The 17111-nt window shown below is 51.0% G+C and carries 17 protein-coding genes and 3 pseudogenes; 11 read left to right on the top strand and 9 right to left on the bottom strand.

Going from position 1 to position 17111, the window contains the following annotated elements:
• The first annotated feature begins 720 nt into the window (after positions 1-720).
• The 3 genes from FY206_RS18925 to FY206_RS18915 are packed head-to-tail and all read left to right on the top strand — an operon-like array spanning position 721 to position 2574.
• Entirely contained in the window at positions 721-1248 is a 528-nt protein-coding gene (locus FY206_RS18925) for a tetratricopeptide repeat protein (protein ID WP_032642933.1), read from the top strand.
• Between the two features lie 7 nt (positions 1249-1255).
• A complete protein-coding gene (locus tag FY206_RS18920; RefSeq protein WP_045890574.1) occupies positions 1256-1786 on the top strand; it encodes an RNA polymerase sigma factor in 531 nt (176 codons plus the stop codon).
• Positions 1783-2574, top strand: coding sequence for an anti-sigma factor family protein (locus FY206_RS18915; RefSeq protein ID WP_032642931.1), 792 nt, complete (start codon positions 1783-1785; stop codon positions 2572-2574). Before FY206_RS18920 ends, FY206_RS18915 begins: the two co-directional genes overlap by 4 nt.
• Here FY206_RS18915 and FY206_RS18910 read toward each other — a convergent pair.
• The 7 genes and pseudogenes from FY206_RS18910 to FY206_RS18880 form a co-directional block, all read right to left on the bottom strand.
• Entirely contained in the window at positions 2566-3126 is a 561-nt protein-coding gene (locus tag FY206_RS18910; RefSeq protein WP_032642929.1) for a YceI family protein, read from the bottom strand. The two genes, FY206_RS18915 and FY206_RS18910, sit on opposite strands and share 9 nt — an antisense overlap.
• 103 nt (positions 3127-3229) lie before the next feature.
• A complete protein-coding gene (locus FY206_RS18905; protein ID WP_032642927.1) occupies positions 3230-3586 on the bottom strand; it encodes a hypothetical protein in 357 nt (118 codons plus the stop codon).
• Between the two features lie 423 nt (positions 3587-4009).
• Positions 4010-4195 carry a hypothetical protein gene (locus FY206_RS18900; RefSeq protein ID WP_045890575.1) on the bottom strand — a complete coding sequence of 62 codons (186 nt, stop codon included), beginning with the start codon at positions 4193-4195 and terminating at the stop codon, positions 4010-4012.
• A gap of 117 nt (positions 4196-4312) precedes the next feature.
• On the bottom strand, positions 4313-4552 hold the full coding sequence (locus FY206_RS18895; RefSeq protein WP_032642925.1) for a hypothetical protein: 240 nt from the start codon (positions 4550-4552) through the stop codon (positions 4313-4315).
• Position 4553: 1 nt separating this feature from the next.
• Positions 4554-5030 (bottom strand): DUF2778 domain-containing protein, encoded by a 477-nt coding sequence (locus FY206_RS18890; protein ID WP_077064227.1) that lies wholly within the window; start codon positions 5028-5030, stop codon positions 4554-4556.
• A pseudogene (locus tag FY206_RS18885) lies at positions 5027-5508 on the bottom strand (Hcp family type VI secretion system effector). The gene FY206_RS18890 and the pseudogene FY206_RS18885 overlap by 4 nt, the downstream one beginning before the upstream one ends.
• A 222-nt stretch (positions 5509-5730) precedes the next feature.
• Positions 5731-6039 (bottom strand): annotated as a pseudogene (locus FY206_RS18880) (integrase arm-type DNA-binding domain-containing protein); the annotation flags it as partial.
• A gap of 1251 nt (positions 6040-7290) precedes the next feature.
• Here FY206_RS18880 and FY206_RS18875 point away from each other — a divergent pair.
• Positions 7291-7944, top strand: a complete 654-nt coding sequence (locus tag FY206_RS18875; RefSeq protein WP_045890576.1) for an AbiV family abortive infection protein — start codon at positions 7291-7293, stop codon at positions 7942-7944.
• A 176-nt stretch (positions 7945-8120) separates the two neighbouring features.
• Positions 8121-9125: an IS110-like element IS4321 family transposase gene (locus FY206_RS18870; protein ID WP_077064228.1), complete on the top strand. Its 1005-nt coding sequence runs from the start codon at positions 8121-8123 to the stop codon at positions 9123-9125.
• Between the two features lie 520 nt (positions 9126-9645).
• Here FY206_RS18870 and FY206_RS18865 read toward each other — a convergent pair.
• Positions 9646-10488 (bottom strand): hypothetical protein, encoded by an 843-nt coding sequence (locus FY206_RS18865; RefSeq protein ID WP_077064229.1) that lies wholly within the window; start codon positions 10486-10488, stop codon positions 9646-9648.
• 228 nt (positions 10489-10716) lie between these two features.
• Between FY206_RS18865 and FY206_RS18860 the strand changes: the two genes are divergently transcribed.
• Together FY206_RS18860 and FY206_RS25860 are read left to right on the top strand one after the other, a co-directional pair.
• Complete coding sequence (locus FY206_RS18860) at positions 10717-11253, top strand: dihydrofolate reductase family protein (protein ID WP_049077549.1); 537 nt, start codon at positions 10717-10719, stop codon at positions 11251-11253.
• An 86-nt stretch (positions 11254-11339) separates the two neighbouring features.
• A pseudogene (locus FY206_RS25860) lies at positions 11340-11503 on the top strand (IS3 family transposase); the annotation flags it as partial.
• Between the two features lie 107 nt (positions 11504-11610).
• Here the strand turns inward: FY206_RS25860 and FY206_RS18855 are convergent.
• A complete protein-coding gene (locus FY206_RS18855; protein ID WP_077064230.1) occupies positions 11611-13290 on the bottom strand; it encodes an SgrR family transcriptional regulator in 1680 nt (559 codons plus the stop codon).
• Between the two features lie 222 nt (positions 13291-13512).
• Between FY206_RS18855 and ptsG the strand changes: the two genes are divergently transcribed.
• From ptsG to hxlA, 4 genes are read left to right on the top strand one after another with little or no spacing between them, the layout of a single operon-like run.
• Entirely contained in the window at positions 13513-15039 is a 1527-nt protein-coding gene (ptsG, locus tag FY206_RS18850) for a glucose-specific PTS transporter subunit IIBC (protein WP_077064231.1), read from the top strand.
• Entirely contained in the window at positions 15036-15878 is an 843-nt protein-coding gene (locus FY206_RS18845) for a glucose-6-phosphate isomerase family protein (RefSeq protein ID WP_077064232.1), read from the top strand. The genes ptsG and FY206_RS18845 overlap by 4 nt, the downstream gene beginning before the upstream one ends.
• Complete coding sequence (hxlB, locus tag FY206_RS18840) at positions 15878-16441, top strand: 6-phospho-3-hexuloisomerase (protein ID WP_131825681.1); 564 nt, start codon at positions 15878-15880, stop codon at positions 16439-16441. The genes FY206_RS18845 and hxlB overlap by 1 nt, the downstream gene beginning before the upstream one ends.
• Before the next feature lie 23 nt (positions 16442-16464).
• Entirely contained in the window at positions 16465-17100 is a 636-nt protein-coding gene (gene hxlA / locus FY206_RS18835) for a 3-hexulose-6-phosphate synthase (RefSeq protein ID WP_077064234.1), read from the top strand.
• Positions 17101-17111: the final 11 nt, after the last annotated feature.

The raw sequence follows: 17111 nt of genomic DNA, 5'->3' as shown, positions 1-17111 counted from the left end.
TAAGACGAGCCATCTCTGCAGAAGGTAAAGGGCGCCCCCGGCGCAGTCGCTGTTATACGCAGCGCTGACCGTCGTTTTTAGCGCGCACGATGCCCGCCAGTATTCAGAGTGGCAACATCAGAGCGAATCTAATGACTTATAAAATAGAACCGTTTTTATGGGTGTTTCGTGTCTTATATAACCCTGTAATTAATAGAAGAATTGTTTTTTGCGAATATAAAAATGATATAGACAGAAAACACGGGTTGTGCAACTTAAGCTTTGGTAAATAAAGGCGGGGAAAATGAAGAGGGCATAGGTATAGTGAAGTTGTTAATGATTTTATCGGTTTAATTGTTTGTTTTATATAGGGTTGTTTTTATGGTGTAGTGTTATTTTTTTATGGGCTTCACTCAGTGAGATAATTGCCTGGAAGTGTTTTGAATATATTGAAAAAGGTGATTATTTAAGCGTGCTTAATATGTGTTTAAGTTAGGGTAACGTTTTTGATATAAGATATATTATGTTGCTTATAAACTGAAATATATTTTTGTGCGGAGTTAAGATTCTGCTATTACGCGAAAATAATAACGTTAAGGCAGGGCGGAATAACCTAATTCATTTCTGTTGATGCAACTGCGTGAGCCCGATTGGGGCAGCAAAAAAGTCGCGGGGAGAATGAATAAAAATCGCCAGTCAGGCGTTTACTGACGTCACCTCCTTCTTACCCTGGAGCTTTCTATGAACACGACCTCGTTTCGCCTGATCCCGGCGCTCATTTTTTCCCTGCTGTCCCCCCTGGCGCTGGCAATGGGCGATAATAGTACCGAGAGCAAAACGCCCGACTGCCCTTCCGGGCAGGTGTACGACAGCGCCACCCAGAAATGCGTGCCGGACAAGAGCAGCAGCCTCAGCGACCAGGACAAAACCAACTATGCGTACCATCTCGCGAAGAAAGGGGAGTACCAGGCGGCGCTGAACCTGCTCGATTCGCTGAAAAATGGCAATACGGCGGAAGCGTGGAACTATCGCGGGTTCGCCACGCGCAAGCTTGGCCGTACGGATGAAGGCATTGGTTACTACCAGCGCGCCCTGGCTATCGCGCCGGATTATGCCAAAGCCCGGGAGTATCTCGGTGAAGCGTGGATGGTGAAAGGACGTCCCGACCTCGCGAAAGAACAGCTGAAGGTGATTGCCGGTATTTGTGGCCAGTCCTGCGAGGAGTATCGCGACCTGCAGGCCGCCATCAGCGGGCATCCGGAATCCTGATTTTCTCGTGGAGGGAAAACCCATCTCAGCCAGTGAGGTTCGTCAACAGCTCGCCGCACACCTGCGGCGCCTCTGGCGCTATGGTCTGGTGCTGTCGCGCAACAGGGATATCGCCGAAGAGCTGGTTCAGTCCACCTGCGTGCGTGCGCTTGAAAGAAGCAGCCAGTATACGCCGGGCACGCGCATCGACAGGTGGCTGTTCGCGATCCTGCACTCCATCTGGATCTCAGAGCTGCGGGCGCGATACGTGCGTCAGGGGCAGGGATTCGTGGCCAGCGACGAGCTTCTGGCGCCGGACACCCGGGAACAGGATGAGACGCGCCTGCATTATCTGAAGGTGATGCAGCGCGTTAACGCCTTGCCCGAAGCCCAGCGCAACGCGGTATTTTTAGTTTATGTCGAAGGCTTTACCTACCAGGAGGCGGCGGACACGCTGGCAGTGCCGATCGGTACCGTGATGAGCCGGCTGGCCACGGCACGGGCTCGGCTTGCCAGGTCCGCTGACGTACTGCCCCCGGTAAAGGAGAAACGCTCATGAACGCGCCCCGTTTTGCACCGCCCTATAACGACGACGCTATCGTGGCATGGATAGACGGCGAGATGTTCCGCGCCGACGCGCAGCAATTTGAAGAGCAGTTGAAACGTGACGAACGCCTTTCCGGGCGAACCGCCGAACTGATGAAAAGCAGCCAGGATTACGCCGGGGCGTTTGCCCCCCTGCTGGATGATGCGCCTCTTGCGACGATGCAGGCGCGCCTGGCGGCGCTTCCCGATCCGCAATCCTCCACGCCGGTTGGCGTCAGCAGGCGGGCGCTGATTGCCGCGTCGGTCAGCTTTTTGCTGGTGGGTTCCGGGCTGGGCTACCTGCTGCGGCCCGCTTCCGCGCCAGAAGATGAGAACGCCCATATCCGCGACCTCGAAGCGCAATATATGTCCCTGTACAGCGTCGAGACGCTGCTGGATATGGACAGCGCAGCGCCGGTCCTGCAGCGCGGGCTGGAACGGGCGGCGCAGGATATCGGCATGAAGCTAACTATGCCGCAGCTTATTCTGCGAGGGGCAGAGCTTAAAATGGTGCGCATGCTGCGCTATGAAACGACCTCTATCGCGCAGATTGCCTGGATCGACGCCGACTACGGCCCGATGGCGCTCTGTATCTCGCCCGTAGATGAGAAGACGACGGCCGCGCTCCGCCAGGAGCAGCGGCACAGCATGAACCTGGCGTGGTGGCAGGATGGGGGCTACCAGTTTGTCCTGATTGGCCGCAATCCGCTGGCTCACCTGCGGGCAAACGCGGAGCAGCTCCAGCGCCTCATCTCAGGATGACGGCGCATCGTTCGTCTTAATCGCAATGGCGATGGCAATACGATCGTCCACGACCAGCGCAAATTTATCCATCCCGTAGGACGCGCGCGAGATCGCCGTCGTGGCATCAAGCGTGGGGGCCTGCGCGTGGGGGTCTTTCACCACGGCCTCCAGGATCACCGGGCGAGCGATGTTTCGTACGGTCAGCGTGCCGAACACCCTGAACCGTCCGGCGCCCAGGGCGACCACGCGAGAGCTGATAAACTCGATGGTCGGGTAGCGCTCGGATTCAAAAAACATGTCGCTTTTCAGCTGCCAGGTGAGCAGCTTGTTTGAGGCCACCAGGGTTGCCACAGGAATGGTGACGTGGATATGGTCGTCGACGTCATTTTCCGGGTTGAGCGTCACGGAACCCGTCACGCCGCTGAACGTCGCCCAGGAGAGGATGCCGCCGAAGGCATGCCACGAAAGCCGAATGGCGGTGTTATCGGTGTCGATAAGGTAGCTTTTTGGCGCTGCGTACAGGGGCGGGCTTAACAGCAGGGCAGTCAGAAAGGCGAAAAGGCGATACATAGTGGTTTCTCCGATAAGCGCGCACTGCGTAAACGCCTGAAGTGCTAATTATATTCGAAGAAATAAAAAAGGCCGCAAGCGCGGCCTTTCGTGAACGTAAAGGTTACTCAGTGACTTTCTTTTCCAGCTTGCTGGCACCTTCTTTGGTTTTATTCCAGCCTTTTTCAGCGCCTTCTTTGGTGGCATCCCACCCTTTCTCGGTGCCTTCTTTGGTTTTATGCCAGGCTTTCTGGGAGTCTTCGCTGACCTTGCTGCCCAGGCTTTCGCTTTTACCTTCCGCAGCATGCTGCTGTTTCAGCTTCAGTTCTTCACCTTTGTTCTGCTCTTCGTGCAGTTTTTGCTTCGCCTCATTGGCGTTTGCGTTCGCCGCCGCGACGGTATCGTCAGTTGCATGTGTGGTCGCAGCAAATACTGGGGAAGCCAGCAGAACGGCAGATAATGCGATAATTGTTTTTTTCATAATATCCTCATTTAACGTTTTCGGTTATGAGCGTGATTCAGCATGGCACAGGCGAAGCGGGATGGCTTTAGGAAAAAACTGTAATGAGATCAATGTGGCCCGATGAAGGAGATTTCACCTGAGAATTATCCAAAGGAAAAAATGCCTGTTTCTGCGAGGGCGGCGAGGGTCAGGAGAATGAAGATGATGACGGTTATGGGTTTGTACAGGGGGGGCTCCTTCCGGGTGGGGGCGGCTAATCCGTAGCGCTGGGTGGGGGGTTATTTTCTACAGCAGAGGCGGGGAGGGTGCTGATGTTTGTCAATGCCAGGGGAGTACAACATAAACTACCGGCCAGTGGATACCATGTGGATTCAATCCATGCAGCAGTGGAGACAATAAACAGGCACAAAAAAGCCCGCAGGGCTTGCGCCGTGCGGGCTTTCAGGACTCATGGGCGTAATTAAATGCCTGGTTTTCAGTCTCAAATCTCCGATCCGTCAGGTCAATCCACTTTCCATTTTTGAAAATTTGCGTGAGCCATTTCCCCTCATAAGGGAAAATGACATAAGCACCCTGATAGTCTTTATCTGCGTAGGGATCTGGATAATGTTCACCCGGCGCCAGCATATATAAAAACCATGCCTCCGGAGTTGAAGCGTTTCATTCGGGTTTTGCTCTACGATCTGGTTGTGTATTCACGGAAATAACATAACAAAAAACTCGCCGAGGCGGGTCAGTGTAGTTTTAACCTTTCATCCTGGCCGTGGCTGTTATGAATATCAGCCCGGCATTAACAAGCACTGAAACGGCGAGAATAACGAACAGCACAATGTTACTCCAGCTCGTTTCCGTTATGAACCCCACTTTGTCGCTGTATACGTCAAAGAAATACTCAAAGGGGAATGCGATGTAAATTATGGAGAAGATGGACAGAAACGAAATGAACTGAATAAGCCACATTCCAGCCTGTGTTGCGGGGGTCATGTTAATACACCTGTATTGTGCCGTAGGCGGACAGCGAAGCAGTCACGAGCGTTTTGGGTGTCCTCATTAGCGCTTCCCTAAGTACGTGAAAGTGAGCCGGAGAAGGCAGCGTTATGCAGCCGTTGCTTATACCTTCATATCCAGCAGGATGCAGCCTGAAGTTACCCCTGGTCACTTCATCTATGAAGGTAATATCATCGATGCTGTTATCTTCACGGTACAAGGCAAACCATATTGAATGATCGGAACCCGTGTACCTGGTAGCAAAATAATCTTTTACCCGTGTGCCTATGCTTCTCGGCCTGTCCACGATGTAATATTTACCCGGCGGCAGAGGCCCGACGTTCTTCACCGCGACTGAATCTGGGTTATTCCGGTATTGCCCAGTATTGCCGGAGTATGCAGGGAAAAAACCTATCCCCGGGCAAGACAGGTTTGACAGAGCGTTACCGTTCAGCCTGAAGGTGCAGTTTATCATCGTTCATTCCACGCATCAGTGAACATGATGTTGCCATCGCAGTGCTTCCAGGTAATTTTTTCATAACGCAGGGATATTGCTTCGAGGTGATTGTGTTTTTCCGTGCTGGCATTTTGCAGTTGTGCATCAGCGGGCATACAGAGACGACTTTGACGCCCTCAAGCAGCATGTTGAAGTATTCAACTTCCTGACCCGCATCGTTGATTTTGTACCATTTAAATTCGGCACTTTTTAGTGTCTGGCCCTTGGCCACAGCCTTGTAAAGGTATGGGCTTGAGGAGTCGAATTCTTTCTCGAAAGTAAGTGCGCTATGCATGCGAGTACCGGTTATCTTGCCGGTCATATTATCTGTGGGCAGATGAAGACCGTGAGCAAAGCTGTGAATTTCAATGCTGCCATCACGGTCCTGAACGTCAACGGACCCTTTGATGTCCGCGCCGCCATCATCCTTCAACCACAAATAAGCTGGTATAGCCATGATTTATCTCCATATAAAAAAAGAGACTATAACCGCACACTTTGCATGGTTTTGTTCGATTCGTGCTTACTGCTAATCGCCGAAGCGGGGTTATCGACTTGATGATGCAATAGCCGTTTTGCCGTCATATTCCGCGAGATACCGATCATAATGCCGGAACAGCATTTCAGGCCCTTTGTGGCCCACTTGCGCAGCCAGCCAGATCTGTAGCGGTTTGCTGAATTTGGCCTCTTGAGAATTTCTCACCTGTTCTTTCTGATGTTCCTGAGGATCAATTTCTTTCGCCAATAAAACTTTAGATTCGGCTCTGAGTTTACGTGCATCAGAAAGCGAGACGGCAGGGTAAGCACCGAAGCTCTGTTTGGTTCTCTGCTTGGTCAGAGGCCGATAGTAACGGAATTGCCAGAGCTTACCTCCACTGGACTTGATTAACAGAGTAAGCCCGTCACCGTCATACAATTGGTAATCGGCATCTTTAGGTTTGGCGGCTTTGTTTTCCGTATCGGTTAACGGCTTGGTTTTTCTTGCCATGAGGTAGTCTCAATGCGTTTAGGCCCAACGAAAACAATTGAGCTTTTCGTTGAGCCTATCAATGGACCTAAAAGGTTCAGATTTAATTAGTTGGCATCAGACTTCGCGGGACAAATTCAAGGCACAAATAAGCCCGCAGGGCTTGCGCCGTGCGGGCTTTCAGGACTTCATCAGTCGACTCTGGTAATCACCGATGGAGAATTTTGCTGGCGTCCTTGTAATTGGTGGGGGAGGTGGTTGAGTTTGTTAGGGATTTTGATTTTTTGCGGGGAAGGGAAGGCGCAAAAAGAGTGGCGATGATGTTGATATGGAAGGAATTTTTGTAACGTCATGATTTTTAAGTTTAATGTTGAGGGCTGGGTTTTGCGTGTTGGTTGAGGCTTTGGTGGAAGATGTAGGCTTGTCGCCTATAGCAGATCTGGCTGGTCTTACAAACAGGCCGCTCTGTGCCAATAGCAGACATTCTTTATACGAGTGAATTTAATTATAATTACTTAAAGTTGGACTAGCTTGTTCAGGGGTTTAACACGTGGTTAAATATGGGCTGACGTTAAAATAAGCGTTAGGCTACTCTGAAATTTATCAGTCGTCACGGAGACATTATGAGAATTCCAACTAGTCGTAACCCTAGGTTGATGTCGAGCCTCAACCCAAACCTGACGAGCAGTATCAACCCTCAACTAACTAGCAGTATCAACCCTCAACTAACTAGCAGTATTAACCCAAAGCTGACGTCAAGCATCAACCCAAAACTGACCTCAAGTATCAATCCTGCGCTTACATCTAGCATAAACCCTAAGTTGAACAGTTCAATCAACTACAAGCTCACGTCGAGCAGGAATCCAAATCTCACGTCAAGCATCAATCCTAAGCTAACCTCATCGATCAACCCAAATATATCGTCTAATATTCCTGGATTATATTTATTTGATCTAGCACTAAATGCGGTAGGGTTTACAGTGTCGCCAACTCCGCACTATTGGTTGTTATTCGATCCACTCTGTCAATTTACTGGTATTGCTGTTAATTGTCGGAAGAATTTTTTCATTGAATTTGATCTGGATAATAATTTTGTTGGATTCTTTGTTTACGCCAAAGACCAAAGCTGGTTGCAGTTCAACATAAATAACGACTGGGTGGGGCTGACTACATAATATTAATAGTACGCGTCAGAATTCAATTTATAAAAACATGGCTTTCCCGCTCTATACAGTGTGTATTCCAAGAGTAAATTTTCGAAGCGGAGTATCAGTGAAAAAGCACGACGGCATATCAAAATACAAGCTAAATAAAATAGCTGCAGAGTCTTTGAGAAATAGTATCCGTCTTCATTTTGACTCAATTTTGCTCTATGAGAACGGTTCGTATCCAAGTGCATTTCAGCTTTCAGTCTTGGCGCTTGAAGAGTTCTCAAAAGCCATTTGGGTAGATCACTACATTTGGTCATCTGAAACTAATGAGGGCTATCCAGATGTTCAGTTTGAGCAGGCATGGTTAAAACTTTTATACCTACATCCCAAAAAACAGTGGAATTTTGTAGCAAGAGAAATAGATGATTATTCTCCGGGTTTTATTTCACTGATACAGAGAAGGGAATTAGAAGAGAAAAAGCAGAATGCTATATATGTTGGTTTGTCTCGTATGAAAGGAGGTGTTGATATCGATAGCCGAGTTTCTACCCCTTGGAGAATTAAACAAAAAGATGCTAGGCAGTTTATATCAGTAATCAATGATGAATTACTAAGGATAATTGCGAGAATTGAGGAGGATGATTTTTATTTCGAGGGAGGCAAAGGGATGGATGAGGTGTTTGATTACGAAATATATAAAAATCTTTTGCAATGGCCTCATAAAAGCGGAATGAGAAATAATAGGTGGAGGAAGAAAAACCATCTACGGAAATAAGAATCTTTTGTTTGTGATTTTATCTCCCCGCGCCTATCTCCAGCCGTCCGCTTCTCGCTCATAGCTGCCCGTCATGCCAGCTCAAAAAGCAGGCTTAACGTAGGATATTTAATGAGATGGTCACTCCCTCCTTCCCGGTACTATGCTGAGGACAGGCTTTCATTCGGAGAACTATCATGGAAAACATTGCGCTCATTGGTATCGATCTGGGTAAAAACTCTTTCCATATTCATTGCCAGGATCGTCGCGGGAAGGCTGTTTACCGTAAAAAATTTACCCGGCCAAAGTTGATCGAATTTTTGGCGACATGCCCCGCTACAACCATCGCAATGGAAGCCTGTGGCGGTTCTCACTTTATTGCACGCAAGTTGGAAGAGTTGGGGCATTCCCCAAAGCTGATATCACCACAATTTGTCCGCCCGTTCGTTAAAAGCAATAAAAACGACTTTGTCGACGCCGAAGCTATTTGTGAAGCTGCATCGCGTCCGTCTATGCGTTTTGTGCAGCCCAGAACGGAATCTCAGCAGGCAATGCGGGCTCTGCATCGTGTCCGTGAATCCCTGGTTCAGGATAAGGTAAAAACAACCAATCAAATGCATGCTTTTCTGCTGGAATTTGGCATTAGCGTTCCCCGAGGAGCTGCCGTTATTAGCCGACTGAGTACCATTCTTGAGGATAATAGTTTGCCTCTTTACCTCAGCCAGTTATTGCTGAAATTACAACAGCATTATCACTATCTTGTTGAGCAGATTAAAGATTTGGAATCCCAGTTGAAACGAAAGTTGGACGAAGATGAGGTTGGACAGCGCTTGCTGAGCATTCCCTGCGTCGGAACACTGACAGCGAGTACTATTTCAACTGAGATTGGCGACGGGAAGCAGTACGCCAGCAGCCGTGACTTTGCGGCGGCAACAGGGCTTGTACCTCGGCAGTACAGCACGGGAGGTAGGACGACATTGCTGGGAATTAGTAAGCGAGGTAATAAAAAGATCCGAACTTTGTTGGTTCAATGTGCCAGGGTATTCATACAAAAACTGGAACACCAGTCTGGCAAATTGGCCGATTGGGTCAGGGATTTACTGTGCCGGAAAAGCAACTTTGTCGTCACTTGTGCTCTGGCAAACAAGCTGGCCAGAATAGCCTGGGCCCTAACGGCACGACAGCAAACTTATGTAGCATAACGGCAGAAATACACCGGTTTAAAGAATTACTGATCTGGTTTTGCGAATACTGATATTGATGATACTAACGGCCCACCGGCCTGTTGAGGAACCTGTAAAACGGAAAGGCTCATTGAAGCCGTATATTTTCTGGAGGTTCATCAGGCGCGGAACTCATCAAGGCGCGGGAATAAAATCCCATTCAGACGCCGGATAGATTCAAGCAAGCCAACTTGTCGTCAAAATCGGTGTTGCAAAAACGGGAGTGACCATAGATTCCGTTTTCCAAGCGGACTCCAATACATTACTAACATCGCGGTGTATTAATCAACGAGGAGCAGGTCAATATGGCCAAGTTTACTGAGCAGTCGCAGCAGCTGACCGGTGCCGCGAGAGCTGAATATCTCGAAATAGGAAGAGCATTCCGTGTGGGCTGTAACTTAAAGATCAGAACTTAAGTGATTAGCAACCAGGGTCAGTTTGGTAAGCGCTAAACGTACAATAATGCCCTATATCCTAACGGACCCCTTAAACGACTTATTCAACTTAATCGAGGAATAATATCATTTTGAAAAATCTCTAGTGCAGTTTGGCCATTAGGTTTATAGCCTAAGATCCCGCTCAGAGGTTCTAATGAACCTCCGATAGCAATGGTCGTATACTTAATATGGGTTTCTCCAAATGTTGCTATCCGGCACGGGAATGTATTCATCACTTCATACATTGGCCTTAGTTGGCTCTGAATAGCTTTACGAGCAGCATCACCGCTTAAACCGTACATATTTAGGGTGTCATGCTCAATAACGTCTTCAGGTTCCCATTGACCGTAAGTATAATCTGTAACCAATGCTATTTCTGGAAGATACCTATTGACTCCTGGTTGGTACGGTTGCATTTTGATGGTTAAATCTACGATTGCAAAAGGTGGTGCAACAACAATGGCATGTGCTGCTGCCATCCCACTTCCATCGGAGGGTGACCAAAACCAGATGGGCTTAATTTTTGATGACTGAGGGAAATCAATCTTAACCGCTGAATTGGTTACATAACTCCAAATACCCAATTCTTCCAGCATTCGACTCAGCATACTAGACACGTCAACACAAGCTCCAAGTCTTCCATCTTTCTTAATAGCCTTATGTAAGGATTCAGCACAAATTATTATAGATTTCTTCGCCCTTTCTAAGTACTCATCCTCATAATGTTTAGACTCTACATACAAAGCATATTTTTCGAGAAAGCGTGGGTCCTTTTTTTCCTGCCTCAAGAAATTAGGATCATCACAAAAACCGGGATTTGAATAATCTATCCCTAGACTTTCAAATTGTGCCACCAATTGTTTTTCAACTTGCTTATTTGAGCCTTTCCAACTAATCCCGTTCATGAGTATCCCTCAGCATGTGTTTGCACTTACATTATCAGCCGATTCTATCACAGGAGAGGTGACCTGCTCCCCATTGCTTAACATGCATCGTAGTAAGTATGCATTCCGAACTTCCGCTGTTCGCTCACAGCGGACCTTCAGCTTAGGTAACTTGCTCGCTTCGTGCCTGGTGCTGACATTGCTTGCTAAACTCAACGAGATATATGCAACCTGAATGCGGAGCACTTGATGGTCACCACACATGTTTTCATCGCGGTCAGTCTTGATGGTTATATCGCTCGACAGGATGGCGATATCGACTGGCTGTTGAAGCGCGATGACCCGACAGAAGATCATGGCTATGCCGCATTTATCGCAGACAAAGATTGGATCATTATGGGGCGAGGCAGCTATGAGAAGGTGCTGACCTTTGACGAATGGCCTTATGATCGACCCGTGCTGGTGCTTTCCCGGCAGCTAACCGATACCCCCGTGCCCGAGGCGCTGAAGGGAAAAGTGCAGTTTTCATGCCGCACGCCAAGGGAGGCTCTTGCTGACCTGATGGAGAAGAACGTGCACCGGGTCTATATCGATGGTGGGCAGTTAATACAGTCTTTCCTGCGCGAAGGTCTGGTTGCCGATATCGTTATCACAACTGTTCCTGTTCTGCTCGGTTCGGGAAAACCGCTATTTGGAGTATTACCCCATGATATCGATTTGACGCTATTATCCAGCCGCAGCTTCCCTTCGGGTCTGGTGCAGTCGCACTATCGGCTGACGGCATAAGCTGAATCTAAGCATACTGTTGGCCTCCGCTAAAGCGAGAAACTGCCCCAGTTGCTAGCAGTACTGTTTTACTTCTACGACCTTGCTTCAGTTCGCTGAAAAAGCAGTGCATCAGAAAACGGGCCTACAAAACCCAGGATCTGGCTCGTGCAGATCTCTTCGATGACATTGACCTGTTCAGCAATCGGCGCTGGCGGTAAAGCCATATTGGGGCGTCAGTACAGAGGACTATGAACAGTCTCCGTCGTGAGGACGTAGCCAATGCAGATGGCCAAACGTTCCCCCCAAATCCCGCACTTCTCTCCCTTACCCTTAAAGGCCTTTAAAGGCCCTTTAGCGAGCTTTTGCGGGCGTGCATTATTCGAGCCAAAGTTGGCTGAAATCCGGCCATCCCAGCGTATTTAAATCCCGCCAGGTAAATGACTTCTCGGTCGCAAATTCCATCCAGTGATGCAGCAAAGGAATGACATATCGCTGATGGGTAATCTCATGGAAAAAGGCGGCAATGGTGGCGAATGCCTTTTCATCGTTGCTGTTCAGAATGGTCGGTAGCAGGGCGTTCAGGTTTCGTCGCTGGGCTTCAGGTAGCCGCGTAAACAGCGTGGTGGACGCCAGCCATTCCAGAAACGCCGGAACCGAAAGGGTATCAAGCATAAAGTTGCTGAGCCAGATATCCGCGGGAGGGCGCGGCTGGTTGTTAAAGCGGTCAAATGCGTCGATCCGTATTTCGGCGCGAATATGCCAGCGTTCAAGCAGGATGCGAATCGCTCCGGCAAGCTCCACCAGTTCCGGCTGCTGAAAGGTGCTGATAATAACCGGCTGACGCAGGTTAAACGGCGCTGTGATCCCGCCAAAATCTACCGGGCGGTGGTTCCACTGCGGCAGCATGCCCTGAGCAACGGAGAGGATGCGCGCGTATTCGTCGGGAAGCTGCGTCTGGCTGAGGAGTTCGACAGGTTGCAGCAGGTAATTGATAAACCGCCTTCCGGCCTCATCCGCAAAGGCTCCTTCACAGTCGAGCAGAACAAAACAGCATCCCTGTTCCAGACTACGCTCGTTGAGCGGGCGGTCATCCTGCGCCTCCTCGCCCCGTAGCAGGGGGATAAAGCTCATGCTGATATGCTCCGGAGCCCAGGTGAAAATGGTGATCTCATCCAGTCCGGGCCGCGCCTGGTGCCAGTGTTGATTGCGCCGCAAAACCATAAAGTTGTCGCTGTGCTCCTGCAGGTGGAAAGCACCGGTACAGCGGATGAGTCCGCGCTGGTAATCGAACAGCATCGTCGGCTGAGTGGCGAGTAGACAGTCGAGCCGCCTGACCGGGTGATGCGTTTCAATCGCCAGATGCCAGGGGGCGTCAGCGGTGATGGTTTTGATTGGGCTGAAAAGCGGGGCGAACTGCGGGCTCTGGCTGGCGGCGAGCAGGCAGCGCTGAACGGCGCAGGCATCCAGTTCGCTGCCATCGGCAAAGCGGGCGGTGGATTTCAGCCAGAACTCCCAGCGGGTAAAGTCCTCGTTGTGGGTCCAGTAGTGGGCAATATCGGGGACGATCCTGCCCTGAACGGCGTCATAGCGCGTCAGTCCGCTGAGGCACTGGCGCAGGAGGTGGCGTTCGGTTCGCCGCAGGGGAACGAGCGGATTAAGCGGATCCAGATTGCGATAGTAGGGGATGCGTACCCGCGTTTCGCTGCTTTTATCCTGTACCCCAAAGCGCCACAGGCTCAGGCGATCCAGCAGATACTTTTCGTTGCCGATAAACCGCAGCACGTTGCCGTAATCCTGCTTCTCCAGCAGCTTGTTGACGTTCTGGCTGAACAGCTTTTCCGGCGAGGTTAACAGGTGGAGCCGTGAGCGCTTGCCGCGTCCGCGCTGCGGCTGCCAGTCGAGCCATTTTTCCTGATGCATCTTTTTCAGTGCAATCCGGCAGTTACGCACCGAACAGCCGAAGATGGCGGCGATCTCGTGCATCTGTAATTCGTGCGTCTGACCTGCGCCGTAGCGGGCATGCAGTCTGCGAAAATGCGCCTCGAAGATACTCATGTGATGGCCTCCCGCCGAACGCGATTTCCTCTTTTATCCCTTTCTGATGGCTTCTGGCGTGATTGTCCTCATAAATTTTCCGATTTTAAGCGAAAACCGGAAATAACTTTCGTCTTTGATTGCTGTTTTTTTAATCACCTCCGGTTCGGATACTGAAAGTGTTCGGAGCAGAACCTGCTGTTGTGCGAATCCCTGTCATAAAGAAGCGCTCAGGAGATCGAGATGAAAAGATTCTACCTTCTGCAAATGTTACAAAGCATCGGGCGATCGTTAATGATCCCCATTGCCATGCTGCCTGCCGCCGGTATTTTGCTGGCCTTCGGCGTCAGCTTTCAGGATCCCAATATTGTCGCCAGCCTGCCGTTTCTCGGCGCTGACTGGCTGGTTCACGTGCTGAAGCTGATGGCAGAAGCGGGCAGTGCGATTTTCGCTAACCTGCCGCTGCTGTTTGCGGTCGGCGTGGCGGTAGGGCTTAGTGACGATCAGGGCATTGCCGGGTTATCGGCGATCGCCGGGTTTCTGATTATGAACGTCACCATCGGCCAGTTTCTGGGGATCACGCCCGAGTCGGTGGCGCAGGTGCGTGACTACACGATGGTGCTGGGCATTCCTTCGCTGCAGACCGGCGTGTTTGGCGGCATCATCATCGGGATTATTGCCGCCTGGCTGTATAAACGGTATTACCGCATCCAGCTTCCTTCGTGGCTGGAGTTCTTCTCCGGCAAGCGCTTCGTGCCGATAGTGACCTCCTTCGCCGCGCTGTTTGTCGGGCTGGTGATGGCGGTGGTCTGGCCGCCGGTTCAGCATCTGATTAATGGCCTGTCGAATACCATGACGGTGCAGGGGCCGGGCGTGTCCGCCTTCCTGTTCGGTTTTGTCGAGCGGCTGCTGATCCCGTTTGGTCTTAACCATGTCTGGTGGCCGACCTTCTGGCTGCAGTTTGGCGAGTACGTGAACAAGGCCGGGCAGGTGGTGCATGGTGACCAGCTGATCTTTTTTGCCCAGTTGAAAGACCAGGTGCCGATTACCGCCGGAACCTTTATGGCCGGGCTGACGCCTATCAAGATGTTCTGTATTCCGGCGATTGCGCTGGCGATCTACCGCTGCGCCAGCCCGGAAAACAGAGCGCGGGTGAAGGGCATTATGCTCTCTGGCGCGATCACCTCTATCGTCTGCGGCATCACCGAGCCGATTGAGTTCTCCTCCCTGTTTGTTGCGCCCGTGCTGTATGGCATTCACGCCGTCCTTGCGGGGCTGGTGTTCCTGCTGATGGAGTGGTTCAGCGTACACATCGGTCTCTCTTTCTCCGGCGGGCTTATCGACTATCTCTTCTTTGGCGTCCTGCCGCGCGCGCCTCACTGGTACATGGTGTTCCCGGTCGGGCTGGTAATGGGAGCGGTGTACTACGCCCTGTTTACCTTTGCCATCCGCCGCTGGAACTTGCTGAAGCCAGGTCGTGAAATCGAAGAAAACGCGGTGGTGCAGGAAAACGAACAGAACGACCTGGTGAGCGGCATCATTCTGGCCTATGGCGGGCTGGGGAATATGACCAGCATTGAAGCGTGCATGTCGCGTCTGCGCATTGACGTGACGGATAAGACGCTGGTGGACAAGGCACTGCTGAAACAGCTTGGGGCGGCGGGCGTCGTCGAGGTCGGGAACAACATTCAGAGTGTTTTTGGTATGAAATCCGATCGGCTGAAAGAGGCGATCCGCGCAGCTAACACGTATATACAGGAGGCAAAATGAAACAGCTACACCACAGCGGCCTGCCGCTGTATCTCGATGATGATGGCGTAATGGCGCTGAAACCGCCGCTAAACTATCTCGGCTTTGGCCGCAAAAGCGCCGGGCAGATGGCCGTGGTTTTACCGGAGTTCACCGAAGCGCAGCGTGATGAACCGGCTTACGATGTTTATCGCGGGCTCAGCTTTGCGGAGGATCAGCAACGGCTTGCTGCTGACCAGTATCAGTACGACATCACCATCATCATGCCGGGAACAATTGGCAAGGAGCGCAAGAAAACCAGCGGTCACTATCACGGCTATAACGACACGCGGCGCAACACCCATCCGGAAGTGTATGAAGTGATTAAGGGCACGGCGGTGTATATCCTGCAAAAGTCGCCGGATTTTGCCGTCGCGCCAAAAGATCTGGTGGTCGACGATCTTATCGTGGCGGTGGTGAAGGAGGGGCAGAGCATTATCGTGCCGCCGAATTATGGCCACTGCTCCATCAATATTGGCGACGGGCCGCTGGTGTTCAGCAACCTGGCGTATAAACCCTGCGCGGTTCACTACGACACGGTGCAGTTTTACCACGGTATGGCCTGCTACATCGTGGAGGAGAACGGGCAGCTCTGCGTGCGCAAGAATCACTACTACCCGCATATTCCGCACATCAAATTCGCCACCGTCAAAGAGAACCCGCATCTTGGCATCACCTTCGATACGCCGCTTTACCAACGCTATCGCGCCGCGCCGGAACGTTTTCACTTTCTGGGACATGTCGATAACTATGTCCGGGAAATCATGGGGATGCTCCAGTATCAGGATGATTTATTTCCGCTCTGTCAGGAGGACGCATGATGGAAACGCAATCTGTTGCAGGCGTTGCCTGTAGCGACCTGCATCAGGCGATGTCGCGGATTGATGGCGCTGCGCTGGCGCGTCTGGAGCAGGCCATCGCTGAAGCGAACGCGATATTTGTTTTTGGCGCAGGGCGCTCGCTGTTAATGCTGAAGGCTTTTGCGATGCGCCTGATGCATATCGGCCTGAAGGTGCATGTGGTCGGCGATGTGGTCACGCCTGCGCTGCAAAAAGGCGACCTGCTGCTGCTGGCCAGCGCATCGGGCGAAACGGCTTCGCTGGTGAATGTAGCTACGAAAGCGAAGCAACTGGGTGGCACTGTGGCCTTGCTGACCATTTTCCCCGAGTCCACGCTGGGGAAACTGGCGGGGGTGGCGGTCAGGATCCCGGCTTATTCCGACAAACTGCCGGATGGACCCGAGAATGTGAAAGGCATTCTGCCCGGCGGCAGCCTGTTTGAAGAGGCGGTCATGGTGCTGGGTGACGCCATGATTGTGAATCTGGCGCAGTCGACGGGATATCGCTTAACCAAAGGCTTTGCGCTGCACGCCAACCTCGAATAGTCATTCGACACAAGGAAACCAACATGAAATTACAGCTTGCCCTGGACGAGTTAACCCTGCCTGAAGCGATGGTATTTATTGATAAGGTGGTTGATGACGTTGATATTATTGAAGTGGGAACACCCTTTCTTATTCGGGAAGGCGTGAATGCGATTAAAGCCATTAAAGAAAAATACCCGCATAAGGAAGTACTGGCGGATGCGAAAATTATGGATGGGGGATATTTCGAGTCCCGGCTGTTATTTGATGCTGGCGCAGACTACGTTACGGTTCTGGGCGTGACGGATGTTTTAACGATCCAAGCGTGTATCCTGGCGGCAAAAGAGACGGGAAAACAGGTGGTGGTGGATATGATTTCTGTCGATGATCTTACTGCCAGAGTTATTTTGCTGGAGGCCGCCGGTGCCGATCTGCTGGCGGTACACACCGGTACCGATCAGCAGGCTGCGGGGCGTAAGCCGATTGATAATTTGGTCACGATGCTTAAGGCGCGCCGGAAAGCCCGGATTGCCGTGGCTGGTGGCATCAGCAGCCAGACGGTAAAGGATTATGCGCTGTTAGGCCCGGATGTGGTGATTGTGGGATCAGCGATCACGCATTCGGCGGATCCGGCAGGTGAAGCTAGGAAGATTTCACAGGTGTTGTTGCAGCATCACTGAGATTAGCCGAA

It is taken from the genome of Enterobacter chengduensis, from assembly GCF_001984825.2.
Lineage (GTDB): Bacteria > Pseudomonadota > Gammaproteobacteria > Enterobacterales > Enterobacteriaceae > Enterobacter > Enterobacter chengduensis.
Note: the sequence above shows the minus strand (reverse complement) of the source record. Positions and strands in the feature narration are given on the sequence as shown.

Coding starts and splice junctions, on each gene's coding strand:
- FY206_RS18925 (WP_032642933.1), top strand. CDS start 721: ATGAACACGACCTCGTTTCGCCTGATCCCGGCGCTCATTTTTTCCCTG.
- FY206_RS18915 (WP_032642931.1), top strand. CDS start 1,783: ATGAACGCGCCCCGTTTTGCACCGCCCTATAACGACGACGCTATCGTG.
- FY206_RS18910 (WP_032642929.1), bottom strand. CDS start 3,126: ATGTATCGCCTTTTCGCCTTTCTGACTGCCCTGCTGTTAAGCCCGCCC.
- FY206_RS18905 (WP_032642927.1), bottom strand. CDS start 3,586: ATGAAAAAAACAATTATCGCATTATCTGCCGTTCTGCTGGCTTCCCCA.
- FY206_RS18900 (WP_045890575.1), bottom strand. CDS start 4,195: ATGCTGGCGCCGGGTGAACATTATCCAGATCCCTACGCAGATAAAGAC.
- FY206_RS18895 (WP_032642925.1), bottom strand. CDS start 4,552: ATGACCCCCGCAACACAGGCTGGAATGTGGCTTATTCAGTTCATTTCG.
- FY206_RS18890 (WP_077064227.1), bottom strand. CDS start 5,030: ATGATAAACTGCACCTTCAGGCTGAACGGTAACGCTCTGTCAAACCTG.
- FY206_RS18870 (WP_077064228.1), top strand. CDS start 8,121: ATGGAAAACATTGCGCTCATTGGTATCGATCTGGGTAAAAACTCTTTC.
- FY206_RS18865 (WP_077064229.1), bottom strand. CDS start 10,488: ATGAACGGGATTAGTTGGAAAGGCTCAAATAAGCAAGTTGAAAAACAA.
- FY206_RS18860 (WP_049077549.1), top strand. CDS start 10,717: ATGGTCACCACACATGTTTTCATCGCGGTCAGTCTTGATGGTTATATC.
- FY206_RS18855 (WP_077064230.1), bottom strand. CDS start 13,290: ATGAGTATCTTCGAGGCGCATTTTCGCAGACTGCATGCCCGCTACGGC.
- ptsG (WP_077064231.1), top strand. CDS start 13,513: ATGAAAAGATTCTACCTTCTGCAAATGTTACAAAGCATCGGGCGATCG.
- FY206_RS18845 (WP_077064232.1), top strand. CDS start 15,036: ATGAAACAGCTACACCACAGCGGCCTGCCGCTGTATCTCGATGATGAT.
- hxlB (WP_131825681.1), top strand. CDS start 15,878: ATGGAAACGCAATCTGTTGCAGGCGTTGCCTGTAGCGACCTGCATCAG.
- hxlA (WP_077064234.1), top strand. CDS start 16,465: ATGAAATTACAGCTTGCCCTGGACGAGTTAACCCTGCCTGAAGCGATG.